The sequence below is a fragment of the Variovorax sp. GW821-FHT09B01 genome (assembly GCF_059418345.1).
Map to the genome: position 1 here is coordinate 14,251 of NZ_JBWKPQ010000025.1, position 17,917 is coordinate 32,167.

Below are 17,917 nucleotides of genomic sequence, written 5' to 3' on the forward strand. Positions count from 1 at the left end.
TTCTTCGACCCCCTCAACCCCTGGAGATCTCCCCATGATGAAACGCCCCTTCCGGGTGGCGCTGCTCGCGCTCGTCCTCGCTCCTTTCGCCGCGCTGCCGGCGCACGCCGCCGATGCGCGCGTCAGTGTCACGGCCATCGTCGACCACCCTGCGCTCGATGCGGCACGCCAGGGCATCGTCGAGGAACTCGCCGCGGCCGGCTACGTGGTCGGCAAGAACCTGCGGCTGGACTACCAGAGCGCGCAGGGCAACACCGCGACCGCGGCCCAGATCGCGCGCAAGTTCGTCGGCGACCGGCCCGACGTGATCGTCGCGATGTCCACGCCCTCGGCGCAGACCGTGGTCGCGGCGACGCGCGAGATCCCGATCGTGTTCAGCGCCGTGACCGATCCGGTCGCCGCGAAGCTGGTCAAGTCGTGGGAGGCCACGGGCGGCAACGTCACGGGCGTGTCGGACCTGCCGCTGCTGGACAAGCACTTGGTCCTGCTGCGCCAGGCGCTGCCGACGGCCAAACGCATCGGCGTGGTCTACAACCCCGGCGAGGCCAACTCCGTCGCCGCGATCGCGCAGCTCAAGAAGCTCGCGCAGCCGGCCGGCCTGAGCGTGATCGAGGGTGCCGCGCCGCGCACCGTGGACGTGGCGAGCGCGGCCCAGAGCCTGGTCGGCAAGGTCGATGCGATCTACGCGCCGACCGACAACAACGTGACCTCGGCCTTCGAGGCCCTGGCCAAGGTGGCGGACCAGGGCCGGGTGCCGCTGATCGCGGCCGACCCCTCGCTCGCGGCGCGTGGCGCGGCGCTCGGCATCGGCACCAACTACCACGACCTCGGCCGCCAGTCGGGCAAGCTGGTGGTGCGCGTGCTCAAGGGCGAGGCACCCGGCAGCATCGCATCGCAGGTCAGCCCGACGCTGGAGCTGCTCGTGAACCAGGCCGCGGCGCGGCGGCAGGGGCTGGCGCTGTCCGACGCGCTGCTCAAGTCCGCGACCCGCTTGATCGACTGAGCGCCGGCCGGAGCATCGATGTCCCTCATCGCTTTCCAGGGCTCGCTCGAGGTGGGCCTGATCTTCGCGCTGGTCGCGCTCGGCGTCTTCATCTCGTTTCGGGTCGTGAACTTTCCCGACCTGACCGTCGACGGCAGCTTCCCGCTCGGCGGCGCGGTGGCCGCGACCCTGCTGGTGGGCGGCTGGCATCCGCTGGCCGCGACGGCGGCGGCCTTCGCCGCGGGCGCGCTCGCGGGCCTCACGACCGGCTGGCTGCACGTCAAGCTCAAGATCATGCAGCTGCTCGCGGGCATCCTCGTGATGATCGCGCTCTACTCGATCAACCTGCGGGTGATGGGCAAGCCCAACGAGCCCTTGCTGGGTGCGTCGACGGTGTTCAATACGCCGCCGCTCGAGGCGCTGCCGGGGCCGTGGACCACCGCGCTGGTGCTGCTGGCCGTCACCTTGGCGGTCAAGTTCGCGCTCGACCGCTACTTCGGATCGGAGGCCGGCCCGGCCATGCGCGCCACCGGCGGCAACGCGCGAATGGCGCGCGCGCTGGGCGTGTCGACCGACCGGCTGTCGCTGTTCGCGCTGGCGCTGTCCAACGGCATCGTGGCGCTGGCGGGCGCGCTGTTCGCGCAATCGCAGGGCGGGGCCGACGTGTCGATGGGCATCGGCACCATCGTGATCGGGCTGGCGGCCGTGATCATCGGCGAGACCCTGCTGCCCATGCGCAGCATCGCCTGGGCCACGCTCGGCTGCGTCGTCGGCGCGGTGCTCTACCGCATGCTGGTGGCGCTGGCGCTCAACAGCGACTTCATCGGCCTGAAGGCGCAGGACCTCAACCTCGTCACGGCCGTGCTGGTGACGCTCGCGCTCGTGATGCCGGCCTCGAAGCGCTTCCTGGCGCGGCGGCGCGGCGCCCTTGGCGCATCGAAGAAGAAGGAGGCCGGCGCATGCTGAAGGCACTGGACCTGCGCGTGACCTTCCACGCGGGCACGCCGATGGAGAACCGCGCGCTGCGCGGGCTCGACCTGACGATTCCGCGCGGCGAGTTCGTCACCGTCATCGGCTCGAACGGCGCCGGCAAGTCGACCCTGCTCAATGCGCTCAGCGGCGACCTGCTGGTCGACAGCGGCCGCATCTTCATCGACGAGGTGGAGGTCACGCGCCTGAGCGCCTGGCAGCGCAGCGCACTCGTGGCGCGCGTGTTCCAGGACCCGATGGCCGGCACCTGCGAGGCGCTGACCATCGAGGAGAACCTCGCGCTGGCCTGGCGGCGCGGCGAGCGGCGCGGGCTGCGCGCGGCGCTGCGAGGCGAACTGCGCGAGCTGTTCCGCGACCGGCTGCGCAGCCTCGACCTGGGGCTCGAGCAGCGGCTGAACGACCGCATGGGACTGCTGTCGGGCGGCCAGCGTCAGGCCGTGAGCCTGCTGATGGCCTCGCTCAAGCCCTCGCGCATCCTGCTGCTCGACGAGCACACGGCCGCGCTCGATCCGAAGACCGCGGCCTTCGTGCTCGCGCTCACGCAGCGGATCGTGGAGGAGCAGCAGCTCACCGCGATGATGGTCACGCACAGCATGCGGCAGGCCCTGAGCCATGGCTCGCGCACGCTGATGCTGCACGAGGGCCGTGTCGTGCTCGACGTGAGCGGGCCGCAGCGCGCCGGCATGGACGTGCCCGACCTGCTGCAGCTGTTCGAGCGCACGCGCGGCGAGACGGTCGCCGACGACGCGCTGCTGCTCGGATGAGCCCTGCGCGCATCGGGCTTTCGCGCGCCGCCGGCACGGCGCATGAAACATGCCGCGGCCTGCTCGCCGAAGGCCAAAGCGCCATTAAATATGCCGGCTGGACGGCTTAATATTTTCGTTCGACCATGACCCACTACCTGCAAGCGCACTGCATCGACGACTTCCGCGAACTGGCCCGGCGCGCGCTGCCGCGCATGGTGTTCGACTACATCGATGGCGGCGCGGGCTCCGAGTCGAGCGTGCGCGGCAACCGCAGCGCCTTCGACCGTGTCCGGCTGCTCGGCTCCGCGCCGGTCGACGTCTCGCAGCGCAGCACCGCGATGCAGCTGTTCGGCCGCTCCTGGACCCTGCCGCTGATCATCGGGCCCACCGGGCTGGCGGGCGCGGCCTGGCCCGGCGCCGATCGATGCCTGGCACGGGCCGCCCGCGCCTTCGGCATTCCGTTCGTGATGAGCACGGCCGCCACCGCGACCATGGAAGCCGTGGCCGAAGCGGCGCAGGGCAATGCCTGGTTCCAGCTCTACGTGTTCCGCGACCGCGCGATGAGCGCGCGCCTGATCGACCGGGCACGCGACCTCGACTTCGCGGCACTCGAGGTGACCGTGGACAACCCGGTCGCGGGCCGGCGGCTGCGCGACGAGCGCAACGGCTTCAGCCTGCCGCTGCGCTGGACCCCGCGCAAGCTCGCGAGCGTGCTCGCGCGGCCCGGCTGGGCCTGGCGCTCGCTGCGCGCCGGCGCGCCACGGCTCGAGCTGATGGCCGGCGAGCTCGGCCTGCAGGCCACCCACACCATCGCGCAGACCATGCAGGCCCAGCTCGATCCCTCGCTGGGCTGGGACGACATCGCCTGGGTGCGCGAGCGCTGGCCCGGCAAGCTGATCGTCAAGGGCCTGCTCGATCCCGCGCAGGGTCGCCGCGCGCAGCAGCTCGGCGTCGATGCCATCGTGATCAGCAACCACGGCGGGCGGCAGCTCGACGGTGCCGTCGCGCCGATCGAGATCCTGCCGGAATTCGCGAGCGAGACCGGCGGCCGCCTGCCGCTGCTGCTCGACAGCGGCGTGCGCACCGGCAGCGACATCGCGCGCGCGCTCGCGCTCGGCGCCACTGCCGTGCAGATCGGGCGGCCCACGCTCTATGCGGTCGCCTCGGGCGGCGAGCCGGCCGTTGCCAGGGCGCTGGCCCTGCTCAAGGAGGAATTCGAGGTCTGCCAGTGCCTGATGGGCGCCGGCAGCGTGGCGTCGATCGGCGCCCACATGGTGCGCGGGGCCGCGTCCGCGGCACCGCAAAAGGAGACGGCATGAACATCGAGCGACTGCACACCGACGAACGCATGAGCCAGGCCGTGGTGCATGGCGGCATCGTCTACCTCTCCGGCCAGGTGGATCTGGTGCAGCCCGCGGCGACCGTGGGCGAACAGATGGCGCGCATCCTGCGGCGCATCGACGCGCTCCTGGCGCAGGCGGGCTCGAACAAGTCGAGGCTGCTGAGCGCCACCATCTGGCTCGCCGACACCGACGACTTCGCCGAGATGAACCGCGTGTGGACCGACTGGCTGCCGCCCGGATGCGCACCGGCGCGCGCGACCGTGGGTGCGCGGCTCGCGCTGCCCGCGCTGCTGGTCGAGGTGGCCGTGATCGCCGCCACCGGCACCGACTGACTTTCCTTCCCTCCCTCGACGCCCATGAGCACAAACCCCGCGCACACCGCCGTCAGCCGGCGCCAGACCATCGTCGCCACCACCATCGGCAACGGCCTCGAGATCTTCGACTTCACCGTCTACGGTTTCCTCGCACTGGTGATCGGCAAGCTGTTCTTTCCCACCTTCAGCGGCTACGGCCAGCTGCTGCTCACGGTCGCGACCTTCGGCGTCGGCTTCATCATGCGGCCGCTGGGCGGCATCGTGATCGGCGCCTATGCCGACCGCGCGGGCCGCAAGAAGGCGATGACCTTGACCATCTTCCTGATGGCGCTCGGCTGCGCCGTGATCGCCTTCACGCCCACCTACGCGAGCATCGGCGTCGCGGCGCCGGTGCTGATCGTGCTGGCGCGGCTGATCCAGGGCTTCTCGGCCGGCGGCGAGGTCGGTGCTTCCACCACGTTGCTGGTCGAACATGCCACGCCGCGCAACCGCGGCTACATGGCGAGCTGGCAGTTCGCGAGCCAGGGCCTGGGCGTGATGCTCGGCGCGGTGGTGGTGGGCACGCTGACCTTCACGCTGTCGCAGCAGTCCATGGAAAGCTGGGGCTGGCGCGTACCCTTCTTCATCGGCATGCTGATCGCGCCGGTGGGCATGTACATCCGCCGTCACCTTCACGAGTCGCTCGAGATCGCGCCCGACGCGAGCGCGAAGCCGCGCGAGAGCAGCCTCAAGATCGTCTGCACGCAGCATGGCGGCACGGTGCTCGCGGCCATCCTCACCATGGTGGGCGGCACCACGGCCGCCTACGTGATCACCTTCTACATGCCGACCTACGCGGTGCGCGAGCTGGGGCTCGCGCCTTCGGTGGCGCTGTTCGGCGCGGCGATCACGGGCCTGATCCTGTTCGTGGTGTCGCCGCTGGTCGGTGCGCTGTCGGACCGCGTGGGGCGCAAGCCGCTGATCCTCTGGAGCCGCGTGTTCCTCGTGCTGCTGATCTACCCGGGCTTCCTCTGGCTCAACGCCTCGCCCACGCCCGCCGTGCTGTTCATCGTGCTCGGCGTGCTGAGCCTGGGCCTCGTGGGCCAGACCGCGCCGAGCATCACGATGCTGCCCGAGATGTTCCCGAAGGCGGTGCGTGCCAGCGGCATGTCGCTGGTCTACAGCGTGGGCGTGGCGCTGTTCGGCGGCTTCGCGCCCTTCATCAGCACCTGGCTGCTCAACGCCACCGGCAGCAAGCTCGCGCCGGCCTGGTACCTGGTCGCGATGACGGCCGTCTCCTTGCTGGGGCTGATCTGGCTGCGCGACCAGACGGGCCGCGACATCGATGCGGCCGGTGCGCACGCCTGAACGATCGCCTCTTCGAAGCTTTCCATGACCATCTCCAATCACAGCAGCGCCGCCACGCGGCATTTCTCGGCCACCTATGTCGAGGCCCGCGCCAAGTTCCTCGAAGCCGCGCGCGCTCGCGGCGCTTCGATCGAATCCTTCGTCAACGAGGCCCACCGCGGCGCCCTCGGCGAGGAACTCGCGACCGACGTCGCGCTGCTCGGCGCCATCGACGCGAAGAAGCTGCTGCTCGTGACCTCGGGCACGCACGGCCCCGAAGGCTTCTGCGGCTCGGGCACGCAGGTCGCGACCCTGCACGACGAGGACCTGCTCTCGCGCCTGCAGCAGGCCGGCGTCGCGCTGCTGCTGGTGCATGCCGTCAATCCGCACGGCTTCTCGCACCTGCACCGCACCAACGAGGACAACATCGACCTCAACCGCAACCACATCGACTTCGGCGCGCCGCTGCCGGTGAATGCCGAGTACACCGACGTCGAGCCGCTGGTGCTGCCCGCGAGCTGGCCGCCCACGCCGGCCGATGAAGCGGCCGTGGCCGCCTACATCGACAAGCACGGCATGCGCGCCTTCCGCGCCGCCGTCACCAAGGGCCAGTACGTTTCGCCCGACGGCCTGTTCTACGGCGGCACCGCGCCTTCGTGGAGCAACAGGACCATCCGGTCGATCCTGCGCAAGTACGCGGCCTCCGCCACCCACATCGGCTGGATCGACGTGCACACGGGCCTCGGCCCCTACGGCCATGGCGAGAAGGTCTACCCGGGCCGCAACGCGCCCGAGGACCTCGCGCTCGCACGCGCCTGGTGGGGTGCCGACGTCTTCGCGCTGTTCGGCGAGGACTCCGTGTCCGCGCATGTGTCGGGGCCGGTGGTTTCCGCGGCCTACGACGAATGCCCACGGGCGCGCATCGCGCCCATGGGCCTAGAGTTCGGCACCATCCCCGTCGACGACATGCTGTTGCGGCTCAGCGCCGACACCTGGCTGCGCCGCCACCCGGAAGCGCCCGAGTCGCAGCGGCGAGAGATCCGCCAGCAGCTGCGCGATGCCTTCTACTGCGACAACGACGAGTGGAAGGGCATGGTGCTGGGGCAGACGCGCGTGGTGCTGCTGCAGACGCTGCAGGGCTTGCGCGAAGCCTGAGTGCTCACTTGCCTGGGTCGGACGCGAGCGATCGGTTCATCGCGTGGCGGCCGCGCGAGGCTTTCTGCGCGGCGGCTGCGTGTTCTGCAGCGCCTGCTCGACGGCCTCGCGCACGAAGGCGGTGAAGCTGCGCACCAGGGGCCGGATCATGCTGCGGTGGGGCAGCACCGCATAGATCGTCTTCGCGCGCAGCGGGTTCCTGGGCAGCACCTCCACGAGCGTGCCGCGCGCCAGATGCTCGGCCACATGGAAGCGGTAGAAGTTGCCGATGCCCGCGCCGGCCAGGCAGGCGCTGCGCAGCGCATCGCCGTTGTCCGATAGCAGCACGGCCTGCGGCCGGATCGATTGCCACTGGCCCTTGACGTTGACGTGCCAGGTCTCGGCGACCTCCGAGAAGCGTGGGCACAGGCAGCGATGCCGCGCGAGATCGTCGACCGAGCGCGGCGTGCCGTGCGATTTCAGGTACTGGGGCGATGCGCACAGCACCTGCGGGCTCTGGGCCAGCACCAGCTGCGCCTGCTTGGTCGGCAGTTCCTCGCCGATGAACAGCGCGAGGTCGACCCGCTCGCGCACGAGATCCGGCACGTTGCTGTTGACCACCAGGTCCACGGTGGCACCGGGATGGCTTTCGAGGAATTTCGGCAGGGCGGGCGCGACGACCGCGGAGGCGAAGGAGGGCGGCGCCGTCACGCGCAGGTGGCCGCCGGCGGCCTGCTCGCCCGCGATGCCGGCCACGGCGCCCTCGAGCTGTTCGAGGATGTCGACACAGCGCGCATAGAAGGCCTCGCCCGCATCGGTGACGCTGATGCGCCGCGTGGTGCGGTGAACCAGCGCGGCGCCGGTCGCGCGCTCGAGCAGTTGCAGGTGCTTGGTGACCGAGGAGGGCGCCATGCGCAACTGGCGCGCGGCGGTCGTGAAGCTGTTGGCGTTCACCACCGCCACGAAGCAGCGCAGCGACAGCACGCTGGCCTGGTTCAGGAAGTCGGGCATGGCCGATCATTGCATCGAATCTGGAAAAAGTATCTTCTTTCGTTTCCATATTGTGTGTAGCGGGCCCGATGCCGATCATTGCGCCAGCTTCCCCGCGACACCGAAGGAGACAAGAGATTGAACCCCCACCGCGCATGCGCGCCCGGCCGATGAGCCGCTCGATCACGCTCACGTTCGACAACGGCCCTACCTCGGCCGTGACACCGCACGTGCTCGACGTGCTGGCGCGCCACGGCATCCGCGCGACCTTCTTCGCGCTCGGCCAGAACCTGGCCTCTAAGGAAGGCCTTGCACTCGCCAGCCGGGCGAGGGAGGAAGGCCACTGGATCGGCAACCACACCTACACGCACGACGTACCGCTCGGTGCATCGTCCGACCCGTTGGCGCCGCAGCAGGAGATCGGCCGCACGCAGGCCCTGATCGGCGAGCTGTCGCATCCCGACAGGCTGTTCCGGCCCTTCGGCGGCGGTGGCGTCCTCGGTCCGCATCTGCTGAGCCGCGCGGCGCTCGCATTCCTGCGCGAGGGGCGATTCACCTGCGTGCTCTGGAACTCGATCCCGCGCGACTGGGACGACCCCGAGGGATGGCCGCGGACGGCGCTCGCGCAGGCACGCGAACGGGACTGGACCCTCAGCGTGCTGCACGACTACGAGACCGGCGCGATGGCTCAGCTCGAGCCCTACATCGAACAGGCCCGGGCCGAAGGCTTCCGCTTCCGGCAGGAGTTCCCGCCGGACTGCGTGCCGCTGGTGCGCGGCGTGCCCGTGCATCCCATGGAGGCCTTCGTGTCGAACGGCCAGCCCTCTTCATTTCCCCAGGAGACATGACATGCACAACGAACCCTCGAAGACCGGCGCGGTCATCGTCACGCCCGAGGAGGCCGAGGCGATCCGGCCCTTCGGCCTCGACATGCAGGTGCTGCTCGGCAGCGAACAGACGGGCGGCAGGCTCTCGGTGATCATGGCCTGCCACCGGCCCGGCGAGGGCCCGCCGGACCATCTGCACTTCACGCAGGAAGAGTGCTTCTTCATCGTCGAAGGCACTTATGAAGTGACCGCCGGCGACACCACGCGCACGGTGGGCGCCGGCACCATCGTCTACCTGCCGCGCGGCGTCGTCCATCGCTTCCGGAATGTCGGCACCACCACGGCGCGCATGCTCGACTGGAGCGTGCCGGGCGGGCAGGACCGCTACTTCAGAGAGATCTCCGCGCTGGCGGGCCCCGGCTTCTCGGGCGAGAAGGTCGCGCTGATCAGCCAGAAGCACGACACCAACTTCCCCGCGCCGCACTGACGCGATCCGCGTCGTCCCGGCAGCGATGCCAGGCCTCGGGCCGGCGCCGCGGGGACACGCACGCCCCGAGAAAAGGACCACCGATGATCGTCGAACAACGCACCTACCGCGTGCGCGCGGGCACCGTGCGCGACTACCTCCATACCTACGAGCACGAGGGTGGGCTGGCGCTGCAACGCCAGCACCTGGGCCGCATGGTCGGCTACTTCCACACCGAGTTCGGACCGCTCAACGAGATCGTCCACCTGTGGGCCTACGACGACCTCGCGGACCGCGACCGGCGCCGCGCCGCCCTGTCGGCCGATCCGCAGTGGCAGGCCTACGCGCCGAAGATCTTCCGCTTCATCGAGACGCAGGAGTCGAAGCTCCTGAAACCCGCGGCGTTCAGCCCGAGCCATTGAGCGGCCACCAGAGCCCAGGAGACAGACATGAGCCAATCCCATTCCCTTTCCATTCGCAGGCTGCTGGCCGCGGGCGTGCTCGCGCTGGCGAGCGTCGCGGCCACCGCCCAGGCGAACTGGCCGACGCGGCCCATCCGCATCGTCATCGGGCTGCCCGCCGGCCTGGCCGCGGACGTCATCGCGCGCATGTACGGCGAGAAGCTGTCGAAGGCGCTCGGGCAACCGGTGGTGGTGGACAACAAGCCCGGCGCCACCGGCAACATCGCGCAGGACACGGTGGCCAAGGCGCCGGCCGACGGTTACACGCTGCTCTACGCGGTCTCGAATTCCTTCGTGAGCAACCCCCACGCCTTCGCGAGGCTGCCCTTCGATGTCGACAAGGATTTCGCGCCCGTCGCGCAGACGGTGCGCAACGGCCTGTACCTCGTGACCGCGCGGGACTTCCCGGCCAGGACGCTGCAGGAAGCGATGGCCCTGGCGCGCGCGGCGCCCGGCAGGTACAGCTATGCCTCGTACGGGCTCGGTGGCTTTCCGCACCTGGTCATGGAGCTGGTGCTTGCGCAGGAGAAGGTCGAGATGCTCCACGTGCCCTACAAGGGCGGCGCGCTCACCGACGTGGCGGCCGGCACCGTTCCGCTGGTCTGGGAGCCGGCCGCGAATGCCATTCCGTTCATGAAGGAGGGCCGCGTGCGGGCCCTCGCGGTCTGGGGCTACGGCCAGCGAAACCCCGCGACGCCCGAGGTGCCGAACATCGCCGAGCTGGTGCCCGGTGCCGACGTCGCGAGCTTCCAGGGCTTCTGGGCGCCCGCGAAGACGCCGCGCGAGATCGTCGCTCGCCTGAACGAGGAGATCACCCGGGCGAGCCGGGATCCCGCGCTGATCGAGAAGCTCCGGCTCGCCTATGCCGAGCCCGTGGTCTCGACGCCCGAGCAGATGGCAGCGGAGGTCCGGCGCGAGTCGGTGCGCTGGCGCCAGCTGATCCGCGACAAGAACATCAGACTCGATTGAGCGAATGGCCCGCAGACTCCTAGGTCTGCACGTACCCCACGCCCTTCGCGCTCGGCGCCGGCAGCGTCTCGCCCATCATCTCGCGCACGCTCGCCTCGATGGTGTGCGACATCGCATCGAGCGCGAGGTCGTTGGGCTCCATGCCGAAGGGCTCCTCGATCTCCGCGCCGAGCGCTTCGAGCGCGAAGAAGGTGTAGGCGATGAAGGCCACCACCACCGGCGTCATCGCGCCGATCGCATCGACCAGCCCGAAGGGCAGCAGCACGCAATAGAGGTAGATGGTGCGGTGGATGATGACCGCATAGGTGAACGGGATCGGCGTGCCCGCGATGCGCTCGCAGCCACCCAGGGCCTCGGTGAGCCGGCCCAGCGGCAGCTCGATGGCCGGCGCGAGCTCGGGCGCGAGCCGGCCCTGCAGGCGCTGGGCCTGCAGCCATTCGCCGACCATCAGCAGTAGCACGGCCGGCTTGAAGCGCACGGACCGCAGCCGCGCGCAGTCCTCCTGCGGCAGCAGGCGCGCGAGGTCGGCCGCGGCATCGGTGCCGCGCAGTTGATGCCGCAGCGCATGCACGAAGGCGATGAGCCGCGCGACCGGCAGTTCGTTGCCTTCGCGCGAGGGCAGCAGCGTGATCAGCTGGCGCACCAGCGTGCGCGTTTCGTTGAGCAGCGTGCCCCAGAGCGTGCGCGCCTCCCAGTAGCGCGCGTAGCTCGTGCCGTTGCGAAAGCCCAGGAAGATCGCGAGCGTGAGCCCGATCAGCGAGAAGGGCACGAAGTTCAGCGGCACCTTCCACTGGAACAGCCGGCCGTGCAGCACGGTCACGAGGACCGCGAAGCCGGTGGTCCACAACAGCTGCGGCACGATCGACGACAGCACCGAGCCATGCCAGACGAACAGCATGCGCAGCCAGTGGGGACGGGGGCGGACGATCATGGGGCGGCCATTATCGCCAGCGCCGCGGCCGGTGCGTCGTCGGCCTACAGGCGGCCCGCGCGGCGTTTGCAAGAATGCATCCGGCGATCTGTTCGTCGACCGATGAATGAACCAGGAGGAAGATTCGCATGCCCCACCGTCTCTCATGGCCGGTTTCCGGCTTCGCCCTGCTCGGCGCCCTCGTTGCCGTCCAGGCCCACGCACAGAGCGATGCCCAGGTCTATGACAACGCGATCGAGCAGGCGGCGCTCGTGTGTCCGGGCCACTCCGCCGAGCGCACCCGGCCCGGCATCCGCGCCGTGGGCGTCGGTGCCCTGCGCGTGCTCGCGCAACGCCGCATCACCATGTGCCCCGACCGCCGCCTCGACGCCGCCACGCCGGTGGTCTGGTATGGCCATGCGGGCGTCTTCGCGTGGAATCCCGAGGTCAAGGAGGCCGTGGCGCTGGTCGCGTCCAAGGTCGATGCGATGACGCGTAAAGATGAGTTCCCCGCCGACACGCTGGTATGGAAGGCCGACGGCAGCGAGGCCAAGGGCGTGACGGTGCCGATGTTCGAGCGCAGGGCGCGGCCGGCGGGCGGCTGAGGAACCGGTCGCTCCCGACGCGCTTCACTTGGTGCGGCGGCGGTCGAAGAAGGCCTGCCGCCAGGGCATGACGCGCACCGAGGCGAACAGGCCGCCTTGCGCGAAGGGGTCGTCGCCGATGAAGCGTTCCGCGTCCGCGCGGTCCTCGGCGTCCACGATGATCAGCGCGCCAACCGCGCGGCCGTCCTCGTCGAGCACCGCACCGCCGGCCAGCATGCGCTGCTGCCGCTCGCTCAGGTAGTCGAGGTGTGCCGGCTTGAGCGCTTCGCGCAGCGCCTGCGCGTCGGGCTGGTCGAGCGCGAGGATGACGTAGGGCATGCGGCGCTCCGGTTCAGCTCGGCGTGATGCCGGCCTTGGCGATGATCTCGCCCCAGGTCTTCATCTCGTGCGCGATGAAGGCCTGGAACTCCGCCGGCGTGCTGCCCACCGGCTCGGCGCCGTTGACCGTCAATGCCTCGCGCGTGGCGCGGGTCTGCAGGGCCTTGCGCACCTCGGCGCTCAGGCGCTCCACGATGGCCGCGTCGGTGCCCGCGGGCGCGAGCACGCCGGTCCAGGCACTGACGTCGAAGGGCTTGCCCGTGGCTTCGGCGACGGTGCGCACCTCGGGCAGCGAGGGCGAGCGCCGCGCGGTCGATGCGGCCAGTGCGCGCAGCTTGCCCGACTTCACGAGCGGTGCCGCCGCGACCACGTTCGCGAACATCAGGTCGACGTGGCCGCCCATCAGGTCGGCCAGCGCGGGGCCGGTGCCCTTGTAGGGCACGTGCGTCATCGTCACGCCCGACTGCAGCGCCAGCAGTTCCATCGACAGGTGGTCGGCCGTGCCGCTGCCGGTGGAGGCGAAGGACAGGCGCTTGGAGCGTGCCGCCGCGAGCGCATCGTCGAAGGACTGGATCGACGAGGTGGACGAAGCCACCATGATGAACGGCGACTGCACCGCGAGGCCGATCGGCGCGAAGGCCTTCGCGGTGTCGAAGGGCATGCTCTTCATCATCCACGGGTTGGTGGCATGCGGCACGCTCGCGACCAGCAGCGTGTAGCCGTCGGGCGCCGCCTTGGCCACCAGCTCCGAACCGATCAAGGTGCTGGCACCGGGCTTGTTGTCGACGAAGAAGGACTGGCCCATCGACTCCGACAGCCCCATCGCGATGGCGCGCGCCACCACGTCGGTGCCGCCGCCCGCGGTAAAGGGCACGACCACGCGCACCTGCCGGCTCGGATAGGGTGTCGCGGCGCGCGCCGGCGGCAGGGCGGCGGCGCAGGCGCCGGCCAGGGTGACGATGAATTCGCGGCGGATCATGGGAGTCTCCAGGGATGTTCTGGTGCGCGTGCTCGGGGCTACGCGTTGAAATGCAGCCGCAGGCCCGGCTCGGGCCAGGGCAGCGAGACGAGTTGCCCGGTGCCCGACAGCGTGACGTAGGCGGTCTGCATGTCGGGCCCGCCGAAGCAGAGGTTGGTGACGTAGCTGTCGGGAAAGACCAGCTGCCGCAGCAGCGCGCCGTCGGGCGCGATGACCGAGACCGCGCCGGTGATCAGCGTGGCGACGCAGATGTTGCCGCCGGCCTCGAGCGCGAGGCTGTCGAAGCGCTGGAAGCCCGGCAACCCGCAGACGATGCGCCCGCCATGCGGCGAGGGAAAGAGATGCTTGCGCACCACGCCGGGCTCGACGATGTCGAAGGCCCACAGCCGGGCCGTCTCGGTCTCGGCCACGTAGAGCACGCGCGCGTCGGGCGAGAGGCCGATGCCGTTCGGCGACAGCAGCGGATAGGCCACCTCGACGATGCGCGAGCCATCGGGCAGCGCGTAGTAGACGCCGCCGTAGTCGCGCAGCCGCGCATGCTTCTTGCCGAAGTCGGTGAAGTAGAAGCCGCCGTGCGCATCGAACACGAGGTCGTTCGGCGACGACAGCCGATGGCCGTCGCAGTGCGTGTAGAGCAGCGTGTGCTCGCCCGTGCGCAGGTCGAAGCGGCGGATGCTGCCGCCCTCGTAGTCGGCCGCGGGCCCGGTCGAGGTGAAGCGGCCCGGCACATAGGCGCTGCCGCCGTTGTCGCAGACATAGAGCGCGCCATCGGGCCCGATCGCCGCGCCGTTCGGACCACCGCCGCAGTCGGCGACGACGTGGCGCTCGCCATCGGGCGAGATTCGCACGACGAGGCCCGCGCGCATCTCGACCAGCAGCACCGAGCCGTCGCCCAGCGCCACCGGCCCTTCAGGAAATTGCAGACCCTCGGCCAGAATCCTCATGCGTTCCTTCTTGCCGCTTTCGATGCCATGCGGCTCGAAAGGGGCTTGTCTCTCGATGATTCGAGCGCTGAAGATACGTGAGGGGCCGTGGCGGCTCAATCACAATTAACTCATGCGAGAAATGATCAAAAGTCATTGCTCGCGAACGCGAGTCGCTGGCCCGGCGTCGTTCAGGCGGAGCGGACCCAGTGGCCGGACGCAGGATCCGGCGTCGCCGCTTCGCCATCTATCAGCACCTGCTCTTCCGCCAGCCGCGATGCCGTCGACGGATCGACATCGAAACGGATCCCCAGCGCGCGGACCAGTGCTTCGTCCTCGATCGGCAGCTCCCAGGTCAGGAACACCTGCAGGGTGTCGCGCTCCGCGCCGAAGTCCGCGGCATCGAATCCCTTGCCATCGCGCCGGATGACGGCATGCGGCTGGCAGGTGTCGAACAGCATGACCGTGCCGCGCGCGAGCGGAAGGCGCACGCCGGCCGATGGAAAGTGCACGTCGAGGCCAAGGTCCTCGCCGAGGAAGAGGTTGCAGAAGAGCGCGCCGCCGTACTGCGCGCCGTCGTGGTGATAGCGCGCGCCACGGCAGGCCATCAGTGCCACGTCGGCATCGCCCGGCAGGCCGGGCAATCCCTGCGTGCGCGCCCAGTCGGCCACCGCCTGCACGCACTGGCCGTACGCGGGCCAGCGCGTTCTCGCGCGTGCCAGCGACAGCGGCTCGACGTCGCCGGGCTCGAGCATCAGCTGCGTGCTCGCGTCGCGTCGCCAGTCGGCCACCAGCCGTGCCGGCGGCTCGGGAATCTCCAGCCTCGACGCGAGCACGACCGGGCTCACGCTGCGGCTGCGCAGGGCATCGCCGCGCCAGAAGTACGAGGTCAGGCGCTCAGGCATGGCGAGGCGCGAAAGGAACGGAAGCCATCGGCCGGCAGTGTAGGGCTCGAGCATCTCGCGCTCGATGAAGCGCGGGGCCGCCGCCTTCAAGGCCGCTCGGCGCGCCACCAGGCCAGCACGGCACCGAGCAACACCAGCACGGCCAGCACCGCGGGCACGGCCGCGATCGCACCGCGAAAGGCCTCGGCCGCCGCCGCGCCACCCGAGGCCAGCGCGCCGAACTGCCCGGCCGCCACGGCGTTGAGCAGCTCGCGCGGCACCGGCTCGCCGATGGCCGCCGCGAGCCGCGGCGCCAGGGCCTGCACCAGCACCGCACCCGGCACGATGGCGCCGAGCGCATCGCCGAGCAGCCGCAGCACGTTGAAGGCGGCCGATCCGGTACCGGCCAGCGCGTTCGGCAGGCTGGCCATCGCGAGGTAGTCGAGCAGGCCGTAGAGGCAGCCGGCGCCGCTGCCGCAGATGGCGAGCGCCAGCCACTCGAGCGCCGCGGGACGCGAGAGATCGGTCCACGCCAGATACAACAGGCCCAGGCCGATCGCCATCGCGAGGCAGCCGCCGACCAGCACGGCCCGCGTGCCGATGCGCACGGCCAGGCGCGAGGCGAGGGCCGGCATCACCATCGCGGGCATCAGCAGTGCGAGCAGGGTGCGCCCCGCGCGGTCCGCGTCGTGGCCGCGCGCGGCCTGCTGGTGCAGCGGCACGTAGATGAACATCGCGACCCACACCGTGGTGAACAGCAAGGTCAGCAGGCAGGCGAACACGAAGCCGCGGTTGCGCAGCAGCGCGGGCGGCAGCAGCGGTGCCGGATGCCGGCGCTGCGAGCGTGCGAACAGCGATCCCGCGACCAGCGCGAGCGCCAGGCAGGCGAGCACGGCGCTCGCGCCCCAGCCATGCTCGGCACCGAGGATGCCGAAGGCCATCGCGGCCGCGATGGCCGTGAAGCCCAGCACGGCGCCCACGAGATCGAAGCGTGCGCCCGACGGCCGGCCCGCATGGCTGCGGAAATTCCATAGCGCCAGCGCGAGCGCGGCCAGCACCAGCGGCAGATGGATCGCGAGCGCCGCGCGCCAGCCGCCCTGTGCGGCCGCGGCGCCCGACAGCAATGCGCCGAGCGTGAGCCCGACGCCACCGCAGCTGCCGAGCCAGCCGAAGGCGCGCTTGCGTTCGGCCTCGCCATGGAACACGGCCGTGAGCGCGGCCGGACCGCTGGCCGCGAGCAGCGCGCCGCCGGCGCCCTGCAGGAAGCGCGCGGCCAGCAGCCATTCGGTGCGCGTGGCCAGCACGGCCATCAGCGTGAAGGCGCTGAAGATCGCGCCGCCCGCGATGAAGCTGCGGCGCTGGCCGATGCGGTCGGCGAGCGCGCCGGCCGGCAGCAGGAAGGCGGCGAAGCTCAGCACGAACAGGTTGAGCACCCATTGCAGCGCACCGAAGCCGATGCCGAAGGCCGCGCCTATCGGCACCAGCGCCACGCCCGCGGCGGTGATCGACATCGCGATCGCGGCCATCGAGAGGCAGGCCGCGGCCAGGGTGGCGCCGCGCGTGGCGGCATCGGCCGGCGTCGGGGTGGTGAGAATGGAGGTCGGCATCGGCACGCGCATCGTCAAACCACCCAGGCTACGCAATCGCGACCGCGGCCGCGATACCAGCGCTGGCACGCCGCGTTGCAGCCGTAGAACGCGGCGCCGCGCCACGCTCGAGGGAAACGCAAGAAAGGCATCGACAGCATGGTGGAAGACCTCAACGACCTGCTCCTGTTCGCCCGCGTGGTCGAGGCGGGCGGCTTCTCGGCGGCCGAGCGCGAGACCGGCACGCCCAAGTCGCGCCTGAGCCGGCGCGTGGGCGCGCTCGAGAAGCAACTCGGCGTGCGGCTGATCCAGCGCTCGGCGCACCGCTTCCAGGTCACCGACGTGGGCGAGCGCGTCTACCGCCACGCGCGCAGCATGGCCGACGAGGCGCAGGCGGTGCGCGCCACCGTCGACGAGACGCTCGGCGAACCCGCGGGGCCGGTGCGCATCAGCGCCTCGCCGGTGTCGGGCGAGCTGCTGCTCGGCGGCTGGCTCGGCGAGTTCAGCCTGCGGCATCCGAAGGTGCGCATCACGCTCGACCTGTCGAACCGCTTCGTCGACCTGCTGGGCGAGCGCATCGACCTCGCGATCCGCTATGCGAGCCAGCCGCTGGCCTCGGCCGACATCGTCGCGCGGCCGATCGGCGTGGGGCGCATGGAACTCGTGGGCGCGCCCTCGCTGCTCGCGGCGCACGGCGAACCCACCGAGCCGGCCGACCTGCATCGCTTTCCCGCGCTGGGCCAGGGCGGCGGGCCCGACAGCGTGCGGCCCTGGGCGCTGATCGATGCCGACGGCCGGACGCTGCTGCACCATCCGCAGCCGCTCTTGATCAGCGACAACTACCAGGCCCTGCGCGAGGCCGCGCTGCGCGGCGCGGGCCTGGTTCAGCTGCCGATCGAGGCCTGCCGCGATGCGCTAGCCGACGGCCGGCTGCGCCGCGTGCTGCCGGCCTGGCCCTCGCTGGCCACGCAGGCCTACGTGCTGTACCCGAGCCGCAAGGGCATGAGCTCCGCGGTGCGCGCCGTGCTGGCCCTGCTCGAGACCAAGTACCGCGAACTCGAGCCACCCGGCGCGGCTTGAGAGGGCGCGCGCCGCCGCTGGCGTTGCAGCGGCGGCAACGCCCCGTTGCGCCCGCACGGCTCGTGCAACGCGCCGCGCGGCCCT

20 protein-coding genes are annotated in these 17,917 nt (G+C 70.8%); 13 read left to right on the forward strand and 7 right to left on the reverse strand.

The genetic code is table 11. From position 1 onward, the window contains the following. Positions 1–37 precede the first annotated feature (37 nt). From AC07RV_RS38245 to AC07RV_RS38275, 7 genes are all read left to right on the forward strand, one after another. Positions 38–1,003, forward strand: a complete 966-nt coding sequence (locus tag AC07RV_RS38245) for an ABC transporter substrate-binding protein (protein WP_296779613.1) — start codon at positions 38–40, stop codon at positions 1,001–1,003. A gap of 18 nt (positions 1,004–1,021) precedes the next feature. Beyond that, entirely contained in the window at positions 1,022–1,948 is a 927-nt protein-coding gene (locus AC07RV_RS38250; protein WP_296779588.1) for an ABC transporter permease, read from the forward strand. Continuing rightward, a complete protein-coding gene (locus tag AC07RV_RS38255) occupies positions 1,942–2,736 on the forward strand; it encodes an ABC transporter ATP-binding protein (protein ID WP_203207860.1) in 795 nt (264 codons plus the stop codon). The genes AC07RV_RS38250 and AC07RV_RS38255 overlap by 7 nt, the downstream gene beginning before the upstream one ends. Positions 2,737–2,861: 125 nt before the next feature. Next, the gene (locus AC07RV_RS38260) at positions 2,862–4,037 is read left to right on the forward strand and encodes an alpha-hydroxy acid oxidase (protein ID WP_296779591.1); all 1,176 of its coding nucleotides are present in this window, start codon (positions 2,862–2,864) and stop codon (positions 4,035–4,037) included. Continuing rightward, the gene (locus AC07RV_RS38265) at positions 4,034–4,393 is read left to right on the forward strand and encodes a RidA family protein (RefSeq protein WP_296779594.1); all 360 of its coding nucleotides are present in this window, start codon (positions 4,034–4,036) and stop codon (positions 4,391–4,393) included. Before AC07RV_RS38260 ends, AC07RV_RS38265 begins: the two co-directional genes overlap by 4 nt. A gap of 24 nt (positions 4,394–4,417) precedes the next feature. Next, positions 4,418–5,722, forward strand: coding sequence for an MFS transporter (locus tag AC07RV_RS38270; RefSeq protein ID WP_444813861.1), 1,305 nt, complete (start codon positions 4,418–4,420; stop codon positions 5,720–5,722). 24 nt (positions 5,723–5,746) lie between these two features. Further along, a complete protein-coding gene (locus AC07RV_RS38275; protein WP_444813860.1) occupies positions 5,747–6,856 on the forward strand; it encodes a M14 family metallopeptidase in 1,110 nt (369 codons plus the stop codon). 36 nt (positions 6,857–6,892) lie between these two features. Here the strand turns inward: AC07RV_RS38275 and AC07RV_RS38280 are convergent, their stop codons facing one another. Beyond that, a complete protein-coding gene (locus AC07RV_RS38280; protein ID WP_296787197.1) occupies positions 6,893–7,846 on the reverse strand; it encodes a LysR family transcriptional regulator in 954 nt (317 codons plus the stop codon). 149 nt (positions 7,847–7,995) lie between these two features. On the opposite strand from AC07RV_RS38280, the gene AC07RV_RS38285 reads away from it, so the two are divergent. The 4 genes from AC07RV_RS38285 (at position 7,996) to AC07RV_RS38300 (ending at position 10,548) form a co-directional block, all read left to right on the forward strand. Continuing rightward, entirely contained in the window at positions 7,996–8,673 is a 678-nt protein-coding gene (locus AC07RV_RS38285) for a polysaccharide deacetylase family protein (protein WP_296787199.1), read from the forward strand. Between the two features lies 1 nt (position 8,674). Next, positions 8,675–9,139: a cupin domain-containing protein gene (locus AC07RV_RS38290; RefSeq protein ID WP_296787202.1), complete on the forward strand. Its 465-nt coding sequence runs from the start codon at positions 8,675–8,677 to the stop codon at positions 9,137–9,139. An 83-nt stretch (positions 9,140–9,222) separates the two neighbouring features. Beyond that, complete coding sequence (locus AC07RV_RS38295; RefSeq protein WP_296787203.1) at positions 9,223–9,540, forward strand: NIPSNAP family protein; 318 nt, start codon at positions 9,223–9,225, stop codon at positions 9,538–9,540. 27 nt (positions 9,541–9,567) lie between these two features. Further along, complete coding sequence (locus tag AC07RV_RS38300) at positions 9,568–10,548, forward strand: Bug family tripartite tricarboxylate transporter substrate binding protein (RefSeq protein WP_296787205.1); 981 nt, start codon at positions 9,568–9,570, stop codon at positions 10,546–10,548. A 19-nt stretch (positions 10,549–10,567) separates the two neighbouring features. On the opposite strand, the gene AC07RV_RS38305 is transcribed toward AC07RV_RS38300, so the two are convergent. After that, entirely contained in the window at positions 10,568–11,479 is a 912-nt protein-coding gene (locus AC07RV_RS38305; protein ID WP_296787206.1) for a bestrophin family protein, read from the reverse strand. A gap of 128 nt (positions 11,480–11,607) precedes the next feature. Here AC07RV_RS38305 and AC07RV_RS38310 point away from each other — a divergent pair, with 128 nt between their 5' ends. Beyond that, positions 11,608–12,063, forward strand: coding sequence for a hypothetical protein (locus AC07RV_RS38310; RefSeq protein ID WP_296787208.1), 456 nt, complete (start codon positions 11,608–11,610; stop codon positions 12,061–12,063). Positions 12,064–12,087: 24 nt separating this feature from the next. On the opposite strand, the gene AC07RV_RS38315 is transcribed toward AC07RV_RS38310, so the two are convergent. The 5 genes from AC07RV_RS38315 to AC07RV_RS38335 form a co-directional block, all read right to left on the reverse strand. Beyond that, a complete protein-coding gene (locus AC07RV_RS38315) occupies positions 12,088–12,381 on the reverse strand; it encodes a YciI family protein (protein WP_296787210.1) in 294 nt (97 codons plus the stop codon). Positions 12,382–12,394: 13 nt separating this feature from the next. Then, the gene (locus AC07RV_RS38320) at positions 12,395–13,360 is read right to left on the reverse strand and encodes a tripartite tricarboxylate transporter substrate binding protein (protein ID WP_296787213.1); all 966 of its coding nucleotides are present in this window, start codon (positions 13,358–13,360) and stop codon (positions 12,395–12,397) included. A gap of 38 nt (positions 13,361–13,398) precedes the next feature. Beyond that, positions 13,399–14,304 carry an SMP-30/gluconolactonase/LRE family protein gene (locus tag AC07RV_RS38325; protein ID WP_296787215.1) on the reverse strand — a complete coding sequence of 302 codons (906 nt, stop codon included), beginning with the start codon at positions 14,302–14,304 and terminating at the stop codon, positions 13,399–13,401. 170 nt (positions 14,305–14,474) lie between these two features. Next, positions 14,475–15,188 carry a hypothetical protein gene (locus tag AC07RV_RS38330; protein ID WP_296787217.1) on the reverse strand — a complete coding sequence of 238 codons (714 nt, stop codon included), beginning with the start codon at positions 15,186–15,188 and terminating at the stop codon, positions 14,475–14,477. Positions 15,189–15,274: 86 nt separating this feature from the next. Beyond that, positions 15,275–16,774: an MFS transporter gene (locus tag AC07RV_RS38335; RefSeq protein ID WP_296787219.1), complete on the reverse strand. Its 1,500-nt coding sequence runs from the start codon at positions 16,772–16,774 to the stop codon at positions 15,275–15,277. Positions 16,775–16,912: 138 nt separating this feature from the next. Between AC07RV_RS38335 and AC07RV_RS38340 the strand changes: the two genes are divergently transcribed. After that, complete coding sequence (locus AC07RV_RS38340; protein ID WP_366929034.1) at positions 16,913–17,833, forward strand: LysR substrate-binding domain-containing protein; 921 nt, start codon at positions 16,913–16,915, stop codon at positions 17,831–17,833. Positions 17,834–17,917 lie beyond the last annotated feature (84 nt).

Coding starts and splice junctions, on each gene's coding strand:
- AC07RV_RS38315 (WP_296787210.1), bottom strand. CDS start 12,381: ATGCCCTACGTCATCCTCGCGCTCGACCAGCCCGACGCGCAGGCGCTG.
- AC07RV_RS38255 (WP_203207860.1), top strand. CDS start 1,942: ATGCTGAAGGCACTGGACCTGCGCGTGACCTTCCACGCGGGCACGCCG.
- AC07RV_RS38290 (WP_296787202.1), top strand. CDS start 8,675: ATGCACAACGAACCCTCGAAGACCGGCGCGGTCATCGTCACGCCCGAG.
- AC07RV_RS38335 (WP_296787219.1), bottom strand. CDS start 16,774: ATGCCGACCTCCATTCTCACCACCCCGACGCCGGCCGATGCCGCCACG.
- AC07RV_RS38285 (WP_296787199.1), top strand. CDS start 7,996: ATGAGCCGCTCGATCACGCTCACGTTCGACAACGGCCCTACCTCGGCC.
- AC07RV_RS38310 (WP_296787208.1), top strand. CDS start 11,608: ATGCCCCACCGTCTCTCATGGCCGGTTTCCGGCTTCGCCCTGCTCGGC.
- AC07RV_RS38305 (WP_296787206.1), bottom strand. CDS start 11,479: ATGATCGTCCGCCCCCGTCCCCACTGGCTGCGCATGCTGTTCGTCTGG.
- AC07RV_RS38245 (WP_296779613.1), top strand. CDS start 38: ATGAAACGCCCCTTCCGGGTGGCGCTGCTCGCGCTCGTCCTCGCTCCT.
- AC07RV_RS38265 (WP_296779594.1), top strand. CDS start 4,034: ATGAACATCGAGCGACTGCACACCGACGAACGCATGAGCCAGGCCGTG.
- AC07RV_RS38295 (WP_296787203.1), top strand. CDS start 9,223: ATGATCGTCGAACAACGCACCTACCGCGTGCGCGCGGGCACCGTGCGC.
- AC07RV_RS38260 (WP_296779591.1), top strand. CDS start 2,862: ATGACCCACTACCTGCAAGCGCACTGCATCGACGACTTCCGCGAACTG.
- AC07RV_RS38325 (WP_296787215.1), bottom strand. CDS start 14,304: ATGAGGATTCTGGCCGAGGGTCTGCAATTTCCTGAAGGGCCGGTGGCG.
- AC07RV_RS38330 (WP_296787217.1), bottom strand. CDS start 15,188: ATGCCTGAGCGCCTGACCTCGTACTTCTGGCGCGGCGATGCCCTGCGC.
- AC07RV_RS38340 (WP_366929034.1), top strand. CDS start 16,913: ATGGTGGAAGACCTCAACGACCTGCTCCTGTTCGCCCGCGTGGTCGAG.
- AC07RV_RS38320 (WP_296787213.1), bottom strand. CDS start 13,360: ATGATCCGCCGCGAATTCATCGTCACCCTGGCCGGCGCCTGCGCCGCC.
- AC07RV_RS38280 (WP_296787197.1), bottom strand. CDS start 7,846: ATGCCCGACTTCCTGAACCAGGCCAGCGTGCTGTCGCTGCGCTGCTTC.
- AC07RV_RS38270 (WP_444813861.1), top strand. CDS start 4,418: ATGAGCACAAACCCCGCGCACACCGCCGTCAGCCGGCGCCAGACCATC.
- AC07RV_RS38250 (WP_296779588.1), top strand. CDS start 1,022: ATGTCCCTCATCGCTTTCCAGGGCTCGCTCGAGGTGGGCCTGATCTTC.
- AC07RV_RS38275 (WP_444813860.1), top strand. CDS start 5,747: ATGACCATCTCCAATCACAGCAGCGCCGCCACGCGGCATTTCTCGGCC.
- AC07RV_RS38300 (WP_296787205.1), top strand. CDS start 9,568: ATGAGCCAATCCCATTCCCTTTCCATTCGCAGGCTGCTGGCCGCGGGC.